The following is a 16,357-nucleotide window of genomic DNA, read 5'->3' on the forward strand; positions in this document are numbered from 1 at the left end:
GCGTGAGCCCGGTCATGGTCCGCCAAGAGCAGCAAGAAGACGCCTAGCGACGATCCAGCCGCCCAATGCGGCTGCTCGTAATCGTCAGAGTGATCGAAGAAATATACGGCTGGCGCCTCGACGCCCGGCGTCAGATCCAGGCCGTAGAGACTGCCAAGGTCACGATGTCGGCAGTCCTAGGCGCGGCCAAGCTCTGACCGGCTCCCGTTGAAGCCGCCCAGGTGTCTCGACCAGCAGCTTCGGCCGCCTGGAGCCGCGCCGCCTCCCGGCGTCGCCGCTCCATAAATTCTTCAATTGTTTCGCCCACGCCAACGCGCGCCAGCTGAATGCCAGCCATGCCAATCACCTCTCCGGCTTTTCTGTTCAAGCGATGGGTATGGGCGGGCCCAAGCACACGCCTCCAGCGCAGCCAAACTATAGCTCAGGTTGTTCTTAAAAGTAAGAACAAAAAGGGAACAACCCGGCGGGCGCGCTTCGCGTCCTAGTTCGGCCTGCGCTCGTCTTGGCGCATTCCAGGTCGGATGAGGAGACCACGTCCGACCGGCGCCGAAGGCTCTCAAGCCTCCATCAACCCAGATTTTTCCAGGAAATTCAGCAGCGCCGCATTGAACGCCGCCGGCTGGTCGATGTTGGCCGCATGTCCGGCGCCTTCGATCACTACTTTGCGGGCGTTCGGGATCTTGCCGGCCATATAGTCGCTGGCGGCCAGGAAGGGGGTGTCGTCGGCGCCCACGACCACCAGGGCCGGCACGGCGATGTGGGGCAGGCTCTCGATCACCCGGGCGTCGCGCTGGGTGAGCATGCCGCGCGCGGCGTGAGCCAGGCCCGTGGCGTCGCGGTGGCGGGCGGTTCGGGTTTCCGCGCTGCCTTTTTCCAGGAGGCCGAGGCCGTCGGTGTCGTAGCGGTCGGCGCGCTTCAGGGCGTTAGCGTTCCAGCCCTCGCGGGCCTCGTCCTTCTTGTAGCCCGGCCCGGTGTCGATGATCAGCAGGGCCCGCGTGCGCTCCGGATGGGCGAGATGGAAGGCCAGGCTCATATAGCCGCCGAGCGAGAGGCCGCCGATGATCGCGTCCTTGGCGCCGACAGCGTCGAGGATCGCGGCCATGTCGGCGACCGTGGCTTCCTCCGAATAGGCCGCCGGGTCGACCGGATAGTCCGACTGGCCGTGGCCGCGCATGTCCCAGGTGATGAGCTGGAAATGCGGGGCCAGGGAGTCGATCTGGCCCTTCCACATCTGGGCGGTGGCGGAGAAGCCGTGGGTCAGGAGGAGGGGCGGGCCCTCCCCATGCACCTCGTAATAAATCTCGACCCCGTCGCGATTGAGCTTGGCCATGGGCCGACCTCTCGGGCGCCTAGCGCGCCATGTTGATGACCTGCATCTGGGTGAATTCCGCCAGGCCCGCCTCGCCGAGTTCCGATCCGATGCCCGAGGTCTTGGCCCCGCCGAACGGGATGCCGGGATCGAGTTCGGCGTGCTTGTTGATCCAGACCGTGCCGCTCTCCATTCGCCCGGCCAGGTCGTAGGCGACGTCCAGGTCGTTGGACCAGATCGAGCCGCCCAGGCCGTAGACCGAGGCGTTGGCGCGGGCCAGCGCATCCTCGCCGTCGCGGATCTTGATCACTGGCAGGACCGGGCCGAACTGTTCCTCGTCCACCAGCCGCGTGCCGTCGGTGATGTCGCGCACGATGGTCGGGCGGATGAAGTAGCCCTTGCCCTCGGGGGCCAGGCCGCCGGCGATGATCTTGCCGGTCTTGCGGGCGTCCTCGATGACGCCCAGCACCTTCTCGTACTGCATCTTGTTCTGCAGCGGCCCCATCTGGACCCCCTGCTGCAGGCCTTCGCCCACCACGGCGGCGTCGGCGAGCCTGGCCAGCTCATCGCAGACGGCGTCATAGATGCTCTCATGCACATAGGCGCGCTTGACGGCGATGCAGACCTGGCCGGAGTTCTGGAAAGCGGCGCTGAAGATCTTGCCGGCCGTGGCCTCGGGATTGACGTCGCCCAGCACGATGGCCGCGTCGTTGCCGCCGAGCTCGAGGGTGATGCGCTTCAGCGCATCGGCCGCGCCGGCCATCACCTTCTTGCCGGTCTCGGTGGAGCCGGTGAAGGAGATCTTGTTCACGTCGGGATGGGCGGTCAGCGCCCCGCCCAGGTCGTTGGCGTCGGCGATGACATTGAGCACGCCGGGCGGGACCATGTCCTTCACCAGCTCGGCGAAACGCAGGGTGGAGAGCGGAGTGGTGGCCGCGGGTTTCAGCACCACGGTGTTGCCGGCCAGCAGGGCGGCGGGGACCTTGAAGGCCATCAGGATCATCGGGAAGTTCCAGGGGACAATGGCCCCCACCACGCCCAGCGCCCGGCGGCGCACCTCGACCTTGCGGCCCGGACCGTCGTCCAGGACCTTGATCGGCAGGTCCAGGGTCGAGAAGTAGCGGAAGAAGGCCGCAGCGCCATAGACCTCGCCGGTGGCAGCTTCGATGGGCTTGCCCTGTTCCTGGGTCAGCAGGCGGGCCAACTCCGGCGCATTGGCCTGGATGACGTCGGCCATGGCGACCAGCGCGGCGCGGCGCTCGGCGATCGGGGTGTCGCGCCAGGCGGGGAAGGCGGCCTTGGCCGCGGCCACGGCCTTGTCGAGCTGGGCCTTGGAGGCGCGCGGGCAGGTGGCGACCGACTCTTCCGTGGCCGGGTTGATCACCTCCATCGTGGAGTCGCCGTCCTCCAGACGACCGTCGATGAGCAGCTTGAACTGGGCCATGGCGTTTCCTTCCCTTTGAGATTGGCGAAATCTCGCCCACCTGCCGCAGCGGCGGTCAAGACTGCGCGAGCGGAAGTCGAAAGCGCGGTGCGGCGTGATAACTAGAAACTCCCTGAACTGAGTCCGCCAGGCGCGCGGCGCGGAGAGCCCTGATGATCATCGCCGGATGGATTCTCGCCCTGCTGGGACTGGCCCAGGTGGTGTTTGCCGGGACCATCGAGGTCTCGCAGCTCACCGAGGGCAATCGGCTGATCGGCCTGGCGCCCAGCGTGGTGGCCAATGCCGACTTGGTCGGCCAGCGGGCGATGATCCACCAGGCCGGGTGCGCGACCTTCCTGGCGGGGGTGGTGTTCATCGGGGCGGCCTATCTGAAGCCCGCGCCCCCCGGCCAGCAGACCAAGGCCTGGACCAGCATGGCGGCCATCGCGGCCCTGGTGCTGACCGTGGCGGCCCTGGGCGGCTTCGGCGCCTTCCTCTACGCCCTGCACGTGCAGAATTCCGACCAGCGTCTGGTCGACGAGATCAAGGCTCGGGAGGCCAAGAACCTCTCCACCGACGCTTTGATGAGGGAGGCCGAGAAGCGCCTGCGGAACGAGGCCGAAGCGGCCGCGGCGTCGCGCTGACCATGACAGCACCGCTCTTCTTCGACATCCAGGCGACGCACAATCCGCACCGCTGGTACCTGCCGCTGACCCCGGGCGTTTGCGTCGGGCCGCCCGGGAACCTGTTCATGTTCGGCGGGGTGGGGCTGGGCTCGTCCATCGCCGCCCTGCAGCGGACCTGCGAGCGGCCGGTGATCTGGGCCACGGCGCAGTACCTGTCCTATGCCCGGCCGCCCAGCGTCGTGGACCTGGATGTCTGGGTTCCGGCGGCCGGCAAGTACAACAGCCAGGCCCGGGTGATCGGCCATGTGGGCGACAAGGAGATCTTCACGGTCAACGCCGCTCTGGGCGCGCGGCCGAGCGACCTGTCGCGCCAGTGGCTGACGATGCCCGACTGCGACCCGCCAGAGAACTGCCCGCCGGCCGCCCATTGGCGCGGGGGCGGGGAGGACCTGCACAGCCGCATCGAAGTGCGGGTGGCCAAGGGCCGCTATGGCGGCACCGACGCCGGCGACGGCGAGGCTGACGGCCGCCTGCTGCTGTGGATCCGGCCCAGGGAGGCCATCGCCATCGACGCCACCATGCTGGCGATCATGGCCGACTTCGTCCCTGGCGCGGTGGGCAACGCGCTGGGGCTCAACGCCGGCGGCAACAGCTTGGACAACACCATCCGCGTGCGCGCGATCGTGCCCACCGACTGGGCGCTGTGCGACATCCGCATCCTGGGCGTCCACGGCGGATTCGGGCACGGGGCCATGTACCTGTTCGCCCAGGACGGCGAGCTGATGGCCACGGCCAGCCAGTCGCTGATCGTCCGCGTCCACGAGGACCGGCGCTAGGCCAGGGCCTCCAGGGCGCCGATCCGCGCTAGGTCCTTGGGCCGGCCGAACAACCGGCAGATCTCGGCCTGCTCGGCGGCGGTGGGAGTATAGATGACGCCGTCGCGCCAGGGATGGGCATGGCGGGTCCGGGGCTGAACCACCTGCCAGCCCTCGCCCGTCTGGACTTCCAGGTGCGCCATGATCTCGATCGGCAGTGGCGCGACCCGGGCCTTGGCGAACAGGCGGGAGCGGAAGAGGGCGCTCGGTCGGTTCTCCTCAAGCTCGCCCTTCCAGAGCATGATCAGCCGACGGGCGTCGCGCTCGCTGACGATGAGGTCGAGATCGGGCGGTGACAGCCCGCGAACTCCCACCATCGCCATTCCGGCGCTGCCAAACACCCACCAGTCGTCCTCCATCTGGCCCGCGACGGCGCGAACCGTGTCCAGGGTCGCGGCGAGGTCAGGCGCGATGTCGATCATTGGGCGGGGGCCTCCGAAGTCGCTGAGAGATCGGCGTCGCCCAGCATCCAGACCACGGCCTCGGCGAACAGGTCCTCCCACAGGTCGTGGCTATGGCCGGCGGTGCGAACCTCCAACCATAGGCGATCCGCTCGGGGCGCCACCAGGGCCGCCGCTGTGCGGGCGTTGGTCGCGAAGGTCGGCTCGAGCGTTCCGCCCCCAAGGAAGACGTCGCCGAACTTGGCGCCCTGCAATATGCCGATGCCCGATGCGCCGGCCGGTGACAGTGAAATCACCTTTCCAAAGACGCCTGGATGCCGCGCGCCCATTTGCAGCGCCCAGGCGCCGCCGTTCGAGTAGCCCGCCACGGCCCGCTCGCGTGGGTCGGTCGCGGCGGCGAACTGCCGCTCGGCCAGCGGCGCGACCTCTTCGAGTAGGAAGCGTTCGTGCGCCGTGAACCGGGCGTCACCGCCCTCAAAGCCGATCAGATACTCTTGATGGCGAAACTGGACGCCTAAAGCCGCGCCACGAACGGCGTCGGCAGGCGCCGGCCAGAGGCCAACCAGGATGACCTGAGGGAGCTTCCCGGCCTCGACCAGCGCATGGACGATCCCGGCCCATTGGCGCACGCTGCCGCCGTCCGCCGCGTAGATGACGGGATAGCGGCGGCCCGGCGGCGGGTTCGGCGGAGCGTAGATGGTCAGCTTTCGAGGCTCCCCCATGGCCCTAGACGGCGCCGTCAGGTCGCGGATCCAAGCGTCCGGTACAGTTGCGCGAATAGCTGGCTTCGCCGCCCGCGGCCCGCGCCAATGCGCCATCGGCTGGCTGGAGGGAAGCACGTTGATGGTGAGTTGTGCGCCTTGCAGATCGGGAATCCGCACGGACATGGCCCAGAGATCAACGTCTCCCTCGACCCGTTCCATCGGTGTCTGAACCGCACAGCAAAGCACGGCGCAATCGCCCGGACGACGCGCGACGACGTTGAGGGTGTCGCCCTCGATCCACCACGCGAGGTCCGCAGCCTTTAAGCGGGCCGCAGTGTCGTCGACTGTGAACTCGCGACCGGTACGGCAAACCCCGTGTGGCTCTTCCAGACAGGTTGGCGCGGCGTTGATCTGAGGCGTCTGCGCAAACACAGGCGCTGCGTAGACCGCGAGCCAGAACCCAAACAATGCGGCTAGTCGCGACATCTACGCACCCTACGGTTGCTCTCATCACCATAGGGCTGCTTCGCGAGAATGACCAAGCTTGCGACACGACAAGGGCCGGCGTCGCCGCCGGCCCTTGCCTACTTGGATTCTGTCGGGCCTAGCGGGCGGCCAGGGTCGTGCCGGCCTGGGCCTGGGCGGTGGCCAGTTGTTCCATCGCCACCTTGGTGGTGGCCTTCACGCAACGGCCATAGGCGTCGAGCGCCAGGGTCTCGCTGCGGGTCTCGTAGAAGCACACCTTCTTGGCGGCCTTGGTGATGTCAGCCTCGATCTGGGCGGACGATTTGCCGACCAGGGCGACCGTCACGGACGAGGCGGCGGCTTGGGCAGGGGCGGAGACGGCCAGAACGGCCAGGGTCGAAAGCGCGAAAGAACGGATCATAATTTGAAGTCCCGAAAGGGGGTTGAAGACCAACCACCTCCCGACGTTTCCCTTTGGACGGCGGCCAAATCTGTCGCGACCGCTTCGCCCACGACTCGGATACCGCAGGCTCCCGCACAGCTTCAAGGCCAAATTCGCAGTGCGATGAAATATTTGCTGCGCTGCGAAAAAGCTAGGCGCCTGCCTTCGATCCAGGCGTCCGCGCTGGAGTTGGCGCGTCCGTTGCGACGAGGATTTCCGAAGGCGCCGGAATGAAACACTTGCGTTCCGCCCGGCTTCACCATTGACTAATCTTCGTAAACGCCGAGGCCCCATGCTGCTTTCCGTACTTGCCGCCGCCGCCGCGCTCTCGGCGTCTTCCGCCGCTCAGCCGGCCTCGGCCACCGCCCCAGCCCCCATGGTCGAGGCGATCGCCACCGCCGTGCTGCTGGACTGCCAGGTGTCGGAAACCGGCCTGAAGGATTGCAAGGCGCTCGACGCCCAGGGCGCCACGGCCGATGCGGCCGTGAAGCTGGCGGCCCAGGTCGAGGTTCCGGAGAGCTTCGCGCTGGCCAATCCGGGCCGGATCGTCATCAAGATGACGGTCAACCCCTAAGCTGTACTTGACCTGACGCCCCGCCTCGACGCTTTTCGCCAGCGTCACCAGAGGCATGGAGCGCGGGCATGGATAGACGTCAGATCGGTCCCTTCGAAGTCTCGGCCATCGGGCTGGGCTGCATGAGCCTGTCCCACGCCTACGGCCCGCCGCCGCCGCGCGAACAGGCTCATCAGGTGCTGAAGGGGGCGCTGGACGCCGGCTATACCTTCTTCGACACCGCAGCGGTCTATGGGATCGGTCACAACGAGACCCTGGTGGGCGAGGTCCTGGGCCCGCACCGCAAGGACTTCGTCCTGGCTTCGAAATGCGGCCTGACCAATGGCGACAAGCGCGAGCTGAACGGCCGGCCCGAGATCCTGAAGGCCACCTGCGAAGGTAGCCTGAAGCGGCTGGGGACCGACGTCATCGACCTCTACTACCTGCACCGCTGGGACAAGCGCGTGCCGATCGAGGAGAGCGTCGGCGCGCTCTCCGAACTGGTCGCCGAGGGCAAGATCAAGACGATCGGCCTGTCGGAGGTTTCCGCCGACACCTTGCGCCGGGCGCACGCCGTCCATCCCGTCACGGCGCTGCAGACCGAATATTCGCCCTGGACCCGCAATCCGGAGATCGCGGTGCTGGACGCCTGCCGCGAGCTGGGCGTGGCATTCGTGGCGTTCAGCCCGGTGGGCCGCGGCTTCCTGGCGGGCGGCGTCCCCGATCCGAGCGTGCTCAGCGAGGGGGACTTCCGCAAGGACATGCCGCGCTTCCAGGGCGAGGCCTTCGCCGCCAACCTGAAGCTCTACAAGGCTTTCGCGGCGCTCGCCGCCGAGGCCGGCTGCACCCCGGCCCAGCTCTGCCTGGCCTGGCTGCTGGCGAAGGATCCGATCATCGTGCCGATCCCGGGCACCACCTCGCCGACCCACATGGCCGAGAACGCCAAGGCCGCCGAGGTGACGCTGTCAGTGGAAACCATCGCCAGGGTCGAGGCCCTGGTGAACGAAAAGACCGTCACCGGTCCCCGTTACGCACCCGCCATGCAGGCCTCGATCGACACCGAGGGCTAGGCGGCTTCCAGGGTCTCCGAGGCGGTCTTCAGCGCCGCCTTGGCCAGGGTCATCGCGCGGTCGGCGACCTCCTCGGCGGGCAGATCGTGCAGGCCGCGGGGGCGCGGCAGGCTGATCTGGACGATGATCCCGTCGTCGGTCAGGACGGAGACGCCCACGACGGTCGGACTGACGGTGACGGACGGCGGAAGCGAAAGGTCGAGCATGTCTGCGTCTCCATTTCCCCAACGCCTGAGGATGTGGGACCGCACGCCCAGGATGTCCAGGCACGCTTTTATGACTTGGCGGGTAGGAACCTATTAGGGCTCAGGCCTGGGCGTCCTCGCCGAACAACTCTTCGTGCTTGGCGTGGATGGCGGGCCAGAGGTCGGCGGCCTCCGGCACGTCGAGGTCGAAGTCGCGCTTCAGCACGCCGACGAACTCCTCGGCCGAATTGAGCAGTCGGGTTTCCTTGCCGTCCGGTCGGATGCGGCGATGGGCGCGGCCCAGCAGGCTGACGATGCCGTCCGGGGTATGGCGGAAGGCGAGCGCGGTTTGGACGAAGATCGACTCCTGCGAGGTCGAGAGCCACCGGCAGGTGGCGTTCAGTTGGTCGGGTGAGGCCGGCGCCTGGGTAAAGTCGAAATAGGGCGCCCCGCCGTTGGCGTGGTTGTGGAATCGCAGCCATTCGCCGTCCAGGTTCTCCAGCCGGAACCGGTAGCCGGCGCACTCATGCGCCCGGAAGGTCATCGGGAAGGGCTCGAGGATGCCGTCGCCGAAGCCCACATCGGCGATATAGGGCTGGTCGAGTTCGACCCGCAGGACCAGGTGGTTGCCCAGCGGACGGTCGTCGCGCTCCCCACGGGCCACGGAGCCCGACATCCGCGTGATCGAGAAGCCGATCTCCTGCAGCACCGCGCCCAGCAGGCCGTTCATCTCGTAGCACCAGCCGCCGCGCCGCCGGGTGACCAGCTTGTCGAAGGCCGCCGCCGGATCGAGCGTCATCGGCCGTCCGAACTGGACGTCGAGATTCTCATAGGGGATCGCCCGCAGGTGACCGCGGTGCAGAGCGGTCAGGGTCGCCAGGTCCGGCCTGGCGCGGCCCGAGAAGCCGATGCGGTCGAAATAGGCCTGGACGTCCACGGCGATCCCCTGAGCTCACGGGCCCAGGCTAGAGGGGAACGCCACGCCAAGCCAGCCGATCACCAGGTCTCGGGCGAATCCGGCGGGCCGATGTCGACGTCCTCGTCGGGGGAGACGTCGGCGACGCCCGGCAATCCGCGAATGCGCTCGGCCAGGGCCTCGTCGGCGCTGCCCATCAGGACGCCGATGTCGTCGAGCTGCTGATCGATGGAGAAGCCTTGGTCAGACAGGGTCTTGGCGATCTCGGGCAGCGACCGCTCGGGGGCGGCGGTCACCACCCAGCGCTTGGCGTCGGCCATGCTTACCTCCTACCGAAAGGACGCCCGCCGCCCCGGGGGGCTGCGGGCGTGACCTCAATCAGGCCGGCGCCTGGACCAATCCAGCGCCCACCCGCGTACGGGGATAGGGCAGCGGACGGGCGGTGGCGATCAGCTTGTTCCACAGCGCCTGGCCGCGCAGGTTGGGGTGGGTCTGCGCCCAGAGGGCCGCGCAGCCCGCCACATGCGGTGTGGCCATGCTGGTGCCGCTCTTGACGCCGTAACGGGTCGGCCGCGGCACGGAGGAATAGACATCCCGGCCAGGGGCGGCGATTTCGATCTTCCCGAAGCAGGAGAAGCTCGAAGGGGCCAGGTTCGGGTCGAGCGAGGCCACCGCCATGATGGTCGGCGAATTGGCCGGCGATCCGGTCGGTCCGGCATGGTTGCCGGCGGCGGCGACGATCAGGCAGCCCCGCAGGAGCGCGGCGCGGCCCGCGGCCGTGTAGGCGGCCTGGACCGGCGAGGCCGAACCCAGCGACATCGAGATCACCGCGCACTGGTTGGCGATCGCCCAGTTCATGCCGGCGAGCACGCTGCCCGTGGTGCCGGAGCCGGAATTGGTCAGGACCTTGCCGGGATAGATCGGCGCCTTGTAGGCGATGCCGTAGCGCGGCGTGACGCCGGGCGGGGCGAGCGGACCCGCCGCCGTGCCGATGCAATGGGTGCCGTGGCTATGGAGGTCCTGCACCGGTTGGCCGACGAAGGTCTGGGCGAAGAACTGCCGGCCCGTGAAGTCGGGATGGCCCAGGTCCATGCCGGTGTCGAGCACTGCTACCCGGATCCCCGCGCCGCTGCGGGAACTGGGCGGAACCTTGCAGCGGGCCAGACCCCAGGTCGCGCCCAGCACCTCGGCCTCGACATCGGAGTCGGGCTCGATGTCTTCCAACTGCTCGAAGTCCATGACGATGACGTCGACCGCGCGCCGGAACCCGCGCAAATATTCGGTGGCCACATTATCGGCGAAGGCGAAATATTCCGGTTCCACCGCCTCGATCGGGCTGTCCGCGGCCAGGGCCTCGACGGCGCTGACGCGCGACTGCTGGAGCGCCGCGGCGCTGACCACCGCCACGCCGATTTCCGGCAGGACGAAGGCGTCGGCGTCCCCGAGATCGGCGATGCTGATGTCCTGGTCGGCGAAGTCGCGTGCGTCCGCCATTCGCAGGCCGTCGGCCTGTAGGGAGGAGGTTCCGCTCTCCAGCGCCCCTTCCTTGTAGGTGATCACATAACGGCCGGTCTGAAGCTCTTCGCCACCGCTGTCCTGCAGGGCCGCCATGCGCATGTTGTCGATACCGGCGCCGTTGGCGCCAGCGCCGTTCGCGGCGTGATCGCCGCCGTTGGTAGGATTCTTAGCCACGTTGCTTCCCTTCCAAGATGGGTGAACGGACCTTGATGTCGCTGCTCAGGCCTAGCCTTCGTCTATGCCATATCCCACACACAGCGGCGCCGCCCCCGTACGCACAGGGTCCAGGTGAACGACAATCGATTTTCGTGAACTTGAAGTCGCAATAGCGGCTTCTGACGCTTTACAGACTACGCGAATCGCGGGTCAGTTGCAAGATTAAGCCAGACACGCATGGCGTTCACGCCTGCGTGATGATGGGCGCCGCCCCCTCATTCGGCGGGGGGTTTCGCTCCGCCGGTGATCATCTCGACGATCTCGGGCCGGATGTTCTCGGAGCCCTTCTCCATCATGTGCTGGACGATCCGCGCGCCGACGGCGGCCTGCATCTGGCCGGTGAACTCGGCCTTGTTGGACTTCACCCAGTCCATGGAGGCCTGGCGGTTGAGGTTCAGATCCTGGAAGCGGGGCGCCACATAGCGCGCGAACAGCTCGTAGGACTTCTTCGTCGCTGTCCAGTCGGCCCAGTTGTGGGCCATGAACAGGAAGGCGCCGAAGCCTTTGCTTTCGTCCAGGAGCTGCTGGATCTTGGCCGCCGCGTCGTCGGGCGTGCCGATCACCGCCATTCCGGACTCTATCAGGGCCTCGACGGGGTTCTCGGCGTCCGCCGGCACGATCGGCAGGTTGGCGATCTCGCGGAAGTAGTAGATCCACTTCTCCAGGCCGAAGCGGACGTCGGCCATGGCCTGCTCGCGGGTCTCGGCGATGTGCATGGGGCCGACCAGCCGCCAGGCGCGGCGGTCCATGGTCTGACCGTGGTCCCTGGCCTGCTCCTCGGCCACCGCCCAGTTGGAGGCCAGGGCGTTGAAGCCGCCCGTCGAGGTCGCGCCCAGGGACAGCAGGCCCGCACCATGCTTGCCCGCCGCCCGCGCGCCGGTCGGGGAGACCTGGCTGGCCACCGCGATCTCGACGCTGGGCCGCGAATAGGGGGTCATCTGCAGGCAGGCGTTGGCGAGTTCGAACCAGTCGGATTTGTGGGTGACCGTTTCGCCGCGCAGCAGGGGAACAAGGACGTCCAGGGCCTCGTCCATGCGATCGCGCTGCTTGGAGGGCGGAATGCCCATCATGAAGGCGTCGGAGACCAGGGCGCCGGGACCGACGCCGAACATCACCCGGCCACGGGTCATGTGGTCGAGCTGGTTGATACGGTCGGCCAGCATCAGGGGGTGGTGATAGGGCAGGGACGAGACCCCAGTGCCCAGGCGGATGTGCTTGGTGCGCTCCGCCGCGGCGGCGATGAACACCTCGGGCGAGGCGATAAGCTCATAGGCGGCGGAGTGGTGCTCGCCGATCCAGGCCTCGTCATAGCCGAGCTGGTCCATCCACTGGACGAGTTCGAGGTCGCGCTGGATGGCCAGCGTCGGGTTCTCCTCAATGGGATGGAACGGCGCGATGAAGGCGCCGAAACGCAGCTTGTCTCCGAGCATGTGAGCCCTCCCTGGATGTGTTTTGGCCGACCTTAACGCCGATTACGCGAGGGACGCCTAGGGGAATGCTTTAGGCGGCCGGTCCGCGGTGTAGCGGGGCATCTCGCGCCTTTGGAAATTCCACGAGCCGTGGCAGGAACGCCCCTCGCAGGCGCTCAACATGAGCGGCGCCGCAGGGTTCCGACGCCGATGAACTACCGCCACGCCTTCCATGCCGGGAACTTCGCCGACCTGGTCAAGCATGCTGCCCTGCTGGATCTGCTCTCCCGGATGCCTCGGCCGTTGACCGTGATCGACACCCATGCCGGCCGCGGGCTCTACGACCTGTCCGGCGACGAGGCGCAGCGCTCCGGCGAGGCCCGGGCGGGGATCGGCCAGCTGATGAAGGCCAAGGATCTGCCGGCGGCGCTCCAGCCCCTGCGCGACGCGGTCGGCCAGCTGAACGGCGGCGGGCCGGCGCGGCTCTATCCGGGCTCGCCTCTGCTGATCGCCGGCGCCCTGCGCAAGGGCGACAGCCACCTCGCCTGCGAACTGCGGCCCGAGGAGCATGCGGCCCTGACCCAGGCCCTGACCCCCTGGCCGGCGGCGCGGGCGGTCTGCGCCGACGGCTATGCCGAAGTGGTGGCCAGACTGCCGCGCGACGGCGAGGCCCTGGTGCTGATCGATCCGCCGTTCGAGAAGGCCGACGACTACCACCGGTGCGTAGAGACCCTTGGCGCCGTCACGGCCCGGAACCCCCGGGCCGTGACCCTGGTCTGGCTGCCGCTCAAGGATCTGGAGACCTTCGACAGCTTCGTGCGCGACGCCGAGGACGCTGGGGTCGGACCGCTGCTGATCGCCGAGGCGCGGATGCGGCCCCTGAGCGATCCCATGAAGATGAACGGCTGCGCCCTGGTCGTGGCCAATGCGCCTGACGGCATGGCCCAGACCCTGCAATCGATCTGCGACTGGACAGTGGGCGCCCTGGGGCAGGGCGGGACGGCGCGAATCTGGACCGCCACCTAAGGTTCATTTTGCGCTTGCGAAGAGATCGACTAGGATTTGCTGCATCGCACAAACCTTAGCCGTTTGGAGGCGTCCATTGATCCCGTCGCAAACCCTTCCCGAGTCCCCCTCGGAGCTTAAGTTCGATCCCAAGAGCGCGATCTATGTGCCACTGGGTGCGGCCTCGCCGTTCTGGTTCCTCTATGCTGGCGCGGCCTCGGCCGGCGTCGCCTATTGGTGGCTCAGCCGCTGGCGGGAGGCGACGAACCTCGAGGCCCTGTTTGCGACGGCGCCCGCCGTAGCCGCGCTCGAGGCGCCCCAGGAACCGGTCCTCGAGGCCGCTCTGGTCGCTGAGCCCGAGGTCGAGATCCCGCAACCGGTCGTGGCGGCCGAGCCCGAACCTGAGCCAGCCTTCGTCGCGGTCGCAGAACTCCTGGCCGACCCTGAACCGTTGGTCGAGGCCGCACCCGCGCCCGAACCCGAGCTGGCGGCGCCCAAGCCGAAGGCGCCTCGCGCCACCCGTTCCGCCCTCGACGACCCCGCCTAAGCTTGGCGGGCGGGCGCCTGCCGCGCTAAGGCTCTCCCCGCACCCGAGGGACGGTGGGAGGAGCAGTGGTCAAGCGGGCGTTCGACATCGTGACGGCCCTGGCGGGGTTGGTCCTGCTTTCGCCGGTGCTCGCCGCCGTGGCGATCGCCGTGCGCCTGGAGAGCCCAGGCCCGGCCCTGCACTGGTCGCGGCGGGTCGGGCGGGGCAACGACCTGTTCGCCATGCCGAAGTTCCGCACCATGCGGATCGGCGCGCCTGACGTGGCGACCCATCTCCTGGCCGACGCCACCGATTGGGTTACGCCGCTGGGCGGCTTCCTGCGGCGCTCCAGCCTGGACGAGCTGCCCCAGCTCTGGAGCGTCCTGACCGGCGATATGAGCCTGGTGGGGCCCAGGCCGGCCCTGTTCAATCAGGACGACCTGGTGGCCCTGCGAACTGCGGCCGGGGTGGAGGTCCTGCGGCCCGGCCTCACCGGCTGGGCGCAGATCAACGGCCGCGACACCCTGCCCATCGCCGACAAGGCGCGGCTGGACGCCGACTACCTGGCGCGGCGCAGCTTCCTGCTGGATCTCAAGATCATCGCCCTGACCGGTCTGGCCGCGGTTTCCGGCCACGGCGTGCGCCATTGAGGCGGTAACCTAACCGGCGGTTCGCGCGTTTTGGGGAGTCTCCGGAGCGCCAGCTTGACCGACGACCCGCCACCGCAACCCCTGCGCAAGATGTCCCGACGCCACAAGGCGCTGGCCTGGACGGGCGGATTCGCGGGCGTCGTGGCGATCGCCCTGGCCCTCTTCCTAATCCTGTTCGACTGGAACCACCTGCGCGGCCCGATCGCCCGCTACGCCTCCATGCGCACCGGCCGCGAGGTGGCCATCGAGGGTGACCTCCAGGTCATGCTGTTGTCGCTGAAGCCCAGCGCCACGGTGGGCAAGATTCGCATCGGCAACCCAAAATGGGCCGGCCCCGGCCAGACGGCCCGGATCGAGCGCCTGCATGTGCAGATCGAGGCCCTGCCGCTGCTGCGGGGGCGGGTGGTGCTCCTAAAGTTGGAGGCGGCCAGGCCCAACCTGCTGCTGTTGCGCGACCTGCAGGGGCGGACGACCTGGGACTTCTCGAACGGGCGCAAGACCGATGAGCCGCTGCGGCTACCGCCGATCCGCCGGTTCGTGATCGACGACGGCCGGCTGAAGTTCACCGACGCCAAGCGCAAGATCGTCCTCGACGCCACGCTCAATGCCTCGGAGACCCAGGGCGCGGCCAATCGCGGGTTCCTGATGGTGGGGAAGGGCTCGATCAACGCAGCCCCCTTCCTGCTAGAGGTCACCGGCGGCCCGCTGCTGAACATCGACCCGGACAAGCCCTATCCCTTCGACGCCGACATCCGCGCCGGCGCTACGCGGGTGCTGGCCAAGGGCGCGATCCTGGAGCCCTTCGACCTTGGCCGGTTCGCCATGAACGTGACGGCAAGGGGCCCCGACCTGGCCGACCTCTACGACCTGACCGGCGTGACCCTGCCCAACACCCCGCCGTACCGGCTGACCGGGCGGATGACCCGGCATGTGAATGTCTGGAAGATCGTCCGCATCGGCGGCCGGGTGGGCGACACCGACCTGGCGGGGGAACTCACGGTCGAGACGGCGCGCGAGCGGCCGTTCCTGAGGGCCGACCTGCGCTCGAAGCAGCTGGACTTCGACGATCTGGCCGCGGTTTTCGGCGGCGCGCCGGCGGTCGGCAGAGGCGAAACCGTTTCGCCCGAGCAGGCCGCGGTCGCCCGCCAGATGCAGGCCCAGAAGCGGTTGCTGCCGGACGCCACCCTGAAGGTCGACCGGGTCCGGGCCATGGACGCCGACGTGAAATACAACGCCGCCAGCGTGCGCGACGCCATGGCGCCGCTGCGTTCGGCCTCGGCCCATGTGCGGCTGGACGCCGGCGTGCTCACTGCCGACCCGGTGAGCTTCGACCTATCCAAGGGCCGGATCGGCGGCGTTGTGCGGCTTGACGCGCGGAAGGACACGCCCGTCACCAGCGTCGATCTGAGACTGACCAACGCCCGGCTGGAGCAGCTCTTCCCGATGAAGACCGGTGGCACGCCGCTCACCGGCTCCTTCGTCGGCCGGATCAAGCTGACGGGGGCGGGCGCCTCGGTTCACCGGGCCGCCGCCAACGCCAATGGCGAGGTGCTGGCCGTGGTCCCGGGCGGGGAGATCCGCGAGGCCTTCGCCGAACTGCTGGGGATCAATGTGACCAAGGGCCTGGGCCTGCTGCTCGCCAAGGACAAGGGCAAGGTCCCGGTGCGCTGCGCCGTGGCCCACTTCCAGGTCAAGGACGGGGTGATGACCGCCAACCGCATCGTCTTCGACACCGGGCCGGTGCTGGGGACCGGCAAGGGCAGCGTCGACCTGGGGAGCGAACGGATGAACTTCCGCATCCAGGGCCACCCGAAGGAGGCGCGCCTGGTGCGCCTGACCGCCCCCATCACCATCAAGGGACCGCTCACCGAACCCAAGATCGGGGTGGAGAGCGGTCGCGCCATCGCCCAGGGCGGGTTCGCCGCCCTGTTGGCGACCGTCGCCGCGCCACTGGCCGTGGTCCTGCCGTTCGTCGACCTGGGCCTGGCCAAGGACGCGGCGTGCGGCGCCCTCATCGCGGACGCCGCCCGTGAAGGTGTTCCCGTCAAGGTCACCCGGCGCTAG

The 16,357-nt window shown here is 68.4% G+C and carries 18 protein-coding genes; 8 read left to right on the forward strand and 10 right to left on the reverse strand.

Annotated features, from left to right (window positions below):
• Window positions 1-556: 556 nt before the first annotated feature.
• Together Q8Q88_RS14850 and Q8Q88_RS14855 are read right to left on the reverse strand one after the other, a co-directional pair.
• Window positions 557-1,330, reverse strand: a complete 774-nt coding sequence (locus Q8Q88_RS14850; RefSeq protein ID WP_305675965.1) for an alpha/beta fold hydrolase — start codon at window positions 1,328-1,330, stop codon at window positions 557-559.
• Between the two features lie 19 nt (window positions 1,331-1,349).
• Entirely contained in the window at window positions 1,350-2,753 is a 1,404-nt protein-coding gene (locus Q8Q88_RS14855; RefSeq protein ID WP_305675966.1) for an aldehyde dehydrogenase family protein, read from the reverse strand.
• 152 nt (window positions 2,754-2,905) lie between these two features.
• Between Q8Q88_RS14855 and Q8Q88_RS14860 the strand changes: the two genes are divergently transcribed.
• Together Q8Q88_RS14860 and Q8Q88_RS14865 are read left to right on the forward strand one after the other, a co-directional pair.
• Window positions 2,906-3,376 (forward strand): hypothetical protein, encoded by a 471-nt coding sequence (locus Q8Q88_RS14860; protein WP_305675967.1) that lies wholly within the window; start codon window positions 2,906-2,908, stop codon window positions 3,374-3,376.
• A gap of 2 nt (window positions 3,377-3,378) precedes the next feature.
• A complete protein-coding gene (locus Q8Q88_RS14865) occupies window positions 3,379-4,194 on the forward strand; it encodes an acyl-CoA thioesterase II (RefSeq protein ID WP_305675968.1) in 816 nt (271 codons plus the stop codon).
• Here the strand turns inward: Q8Q88_RS14865 and Q8Q88_RS14870 are convergent.
• From Q8Q88_RS14870 to Q8Q88_RS14880, 3 genes are all read right to left on the reverse strand, one after another.
• Window positions 4,191-4,655, reverse strand: coding sequence for a hypothetical protein (locus Q8Q88_RS14870; RefSeq protein WP_305675969.1), 465 nt, complete (start codon window positions 4,653-4,655; stop codon window positions 4,191-4,193). The genes Q8Q88_RS14865 and Q8Q88_RS14870 overlap by 4 nt on opposite strands.
• Window positions 4,652-5,356 carry an esterase family protein gene (locus Q8Q88_RS14875; protein WP_305675970.1) on the reverse strand — a complete coding sequence of 235 codons (705 nt, stop codon included), beginning with the start codon at window positions 5,354-5,356 and terminating at the stop codon, window positions 4,652-4,654. Before Q8Q88_RS14875 ends, Q8Q88_RS14870 begins: the two co-directional genes overlap by 4 nt.
• Before the next feature lie 586 nt (window positions 5,357-5,942).
• Window positions 5,943-6,224, reverse strand: coding sequence for a hypothetical protein (locus Q8Q88_RS14880; RefSeq protein WP_305675971.1), 282 nt, complete (start codon window positions 6,222-6,224; stop codon window positions 5,943-5,945).
• 313 nt (window positions 6,225-6,537) lie between these two features.
• On the opposite strand from Q8Q88_RS14880, the gene Q8Q88_RS14885 reads away from it, so the two are divergent.
• On the forward strand, window positions 6,538-6,819 hold the full coding sequence (locus Q8Q88_RS14885; RefSeq protein ID WP_305675972.1) for a hypothetical protein: 282 nt from the start codon (window positions 6,538-6,540) through the stop codon (window positions 6,817-6,819).
• Window positions 6,820-6,887: 68 nt separating this feature from the next.
• The gene (locus Q8Q88_RS14890; protein WP_305675973.1) at window positions 6,888-7,868 is read left to right on the forward strand and encodes an aldo/keto reductase; all 981 of its coding nucleotides are present in this window, start codon (window positions 6,888-6,890) and stop codon (window positions 7,866-7,868) included.
• Here the strand turns inward: Q8Q88_RS14890 and Q8Q88_RS14895 are convergent.
• The 5 genes from Q8Q88_RS14895 to Q8Q88_RS14915 all read right to left on the reverse strand — a co-directional run bounded on the left by Q8Q88_RS14895 (window position 7,865) and on the right by Q8Q88_RS14915 (window position 12,133).
• Complete coding sequence (locus Q8Q88_RS14895) at window positions 7,865-8,074, reverse strand: hypothetical protein (RefSeq protein WP_305675974.1); 210 nt, start codon at window positions 8,072-8,074, stop codon at window positions 7,865-7,867. The two genes, Q8Q88_RS14890 and Q8Q88_RS14895, sit on opposite strands and share 4 nt — an antisense overlap.
• 100 nt (window positions 8,075-8,174) lie before the next feature.
• The gene (locus Q8Q88_RS14900) at window positions 8,175-8,990 is read right to left on the reverse strand and encodes an arylamine N-acetyltransferase (protein WP_305675975.1); all 816 of its coding nucleotides are present in this window, start codon (window positions 8,988-8,990) and stop codon (window positions 8,175-8,177) included.
• A gap of 59 nt (window positions 8,991-9,049) precedes the next feature.
• Window positions 9,050-9,289, reverse strand: coding sequence for a hypothetical protein (locus Q8Q88_RS14905; RefSeq protein WP_305675976.1), 240 nt, complete (start codon window positions 9,287-9,289; stop codon window positions 9,050-9,052).
• Window positions 9,290-9,347: 58 nt separating this feature from the next.
• On the reverse strand, window positions 9,348-10,661 hold the full coding sequence (locus Q8Q88_RS14910; RefSeq protein ID WP_305675977.1) for a S8 family serine peptidase: 1,314 nt from the start codon (window positions 10,659-10,661) through the stop codon (window positions 9,348-9,350).
• 257 nt (window positions 10,662-10,918) lie between these two features.
• Window positions 10,919-12,133, reverse strand: coding sequence for an LLM class flavin-dependent oxidoreductase (locus Q8Q88_RS14915; protein ID WP_305675978.1), 1,215 nt, complete (start codon window positions 12,131-12,133; stop codon window positions 10,919-10,921).
• Between the two features lie 189 nt (window positions 12,134-12,322).
• Here Q8Q88_RS14915 and Q8Q88_RS14920 point away from each other — a divergent pair, with 189 nt between their 5' ends.
• From Q8Q88_RS14920 to Q8Q88_RS14935, 4 genes are all read left to right on the forward strand, one after another.
• Window positions 12,323-13,138 (forward strand): 23S rRNA (adenine(2030)-N(6))-methyltransferase RlmJ, encoded by an 816-nt coding sequence (locus tag Q8Q88_RS14920; protein WP_305675979.1) that lies wholly within the window; start codon window positions 12,323-12,325, stop codon window positions 13,136-13,138.
• 76 nt (window positions 13,139-13,214) lie between these two features.
• A complete protein-coding gene (locus Q8Q88_RS14925) occupies window positions 13,215-13,664 on the forward strand; it encodes a hypothetical protein (protein ID WP_305675980.1) in 450 nt (149 codons plus the stop codon).
• Between the two features lie 65 nt (window positions 13,665-13,729).
• Window positions 13,730-14,293 (forward strand): sugar transferase, encoded by a 564-nt coding sequence (locus Q8Q88_RS14930; RefSeq protein ID WP_305675981.1) that lies wholly within the window; start codon window positions 13,730-13,732, stop codon window positions 14,291-14,293.
• Window positions 14,294-14,347: 54 nt separating this feature from the next.
• A complete protein-coding gene (locus Q8Q88_RS14935; protein ID WP_305675982.1) occupies window positions 14,348-16,357 on the forward strand; it encodes an AsmA family protein in 2,010 nt (669 codons plus the stop codon).

The organism is Phenylobacterium sp., from assembly GCF_030697925.1.
Lineage (GTDB): Bacteria > Pseudomonadota > Alphaproteobacteria > Caulobacterales > Caulobacteraceae > Phenylobacterium.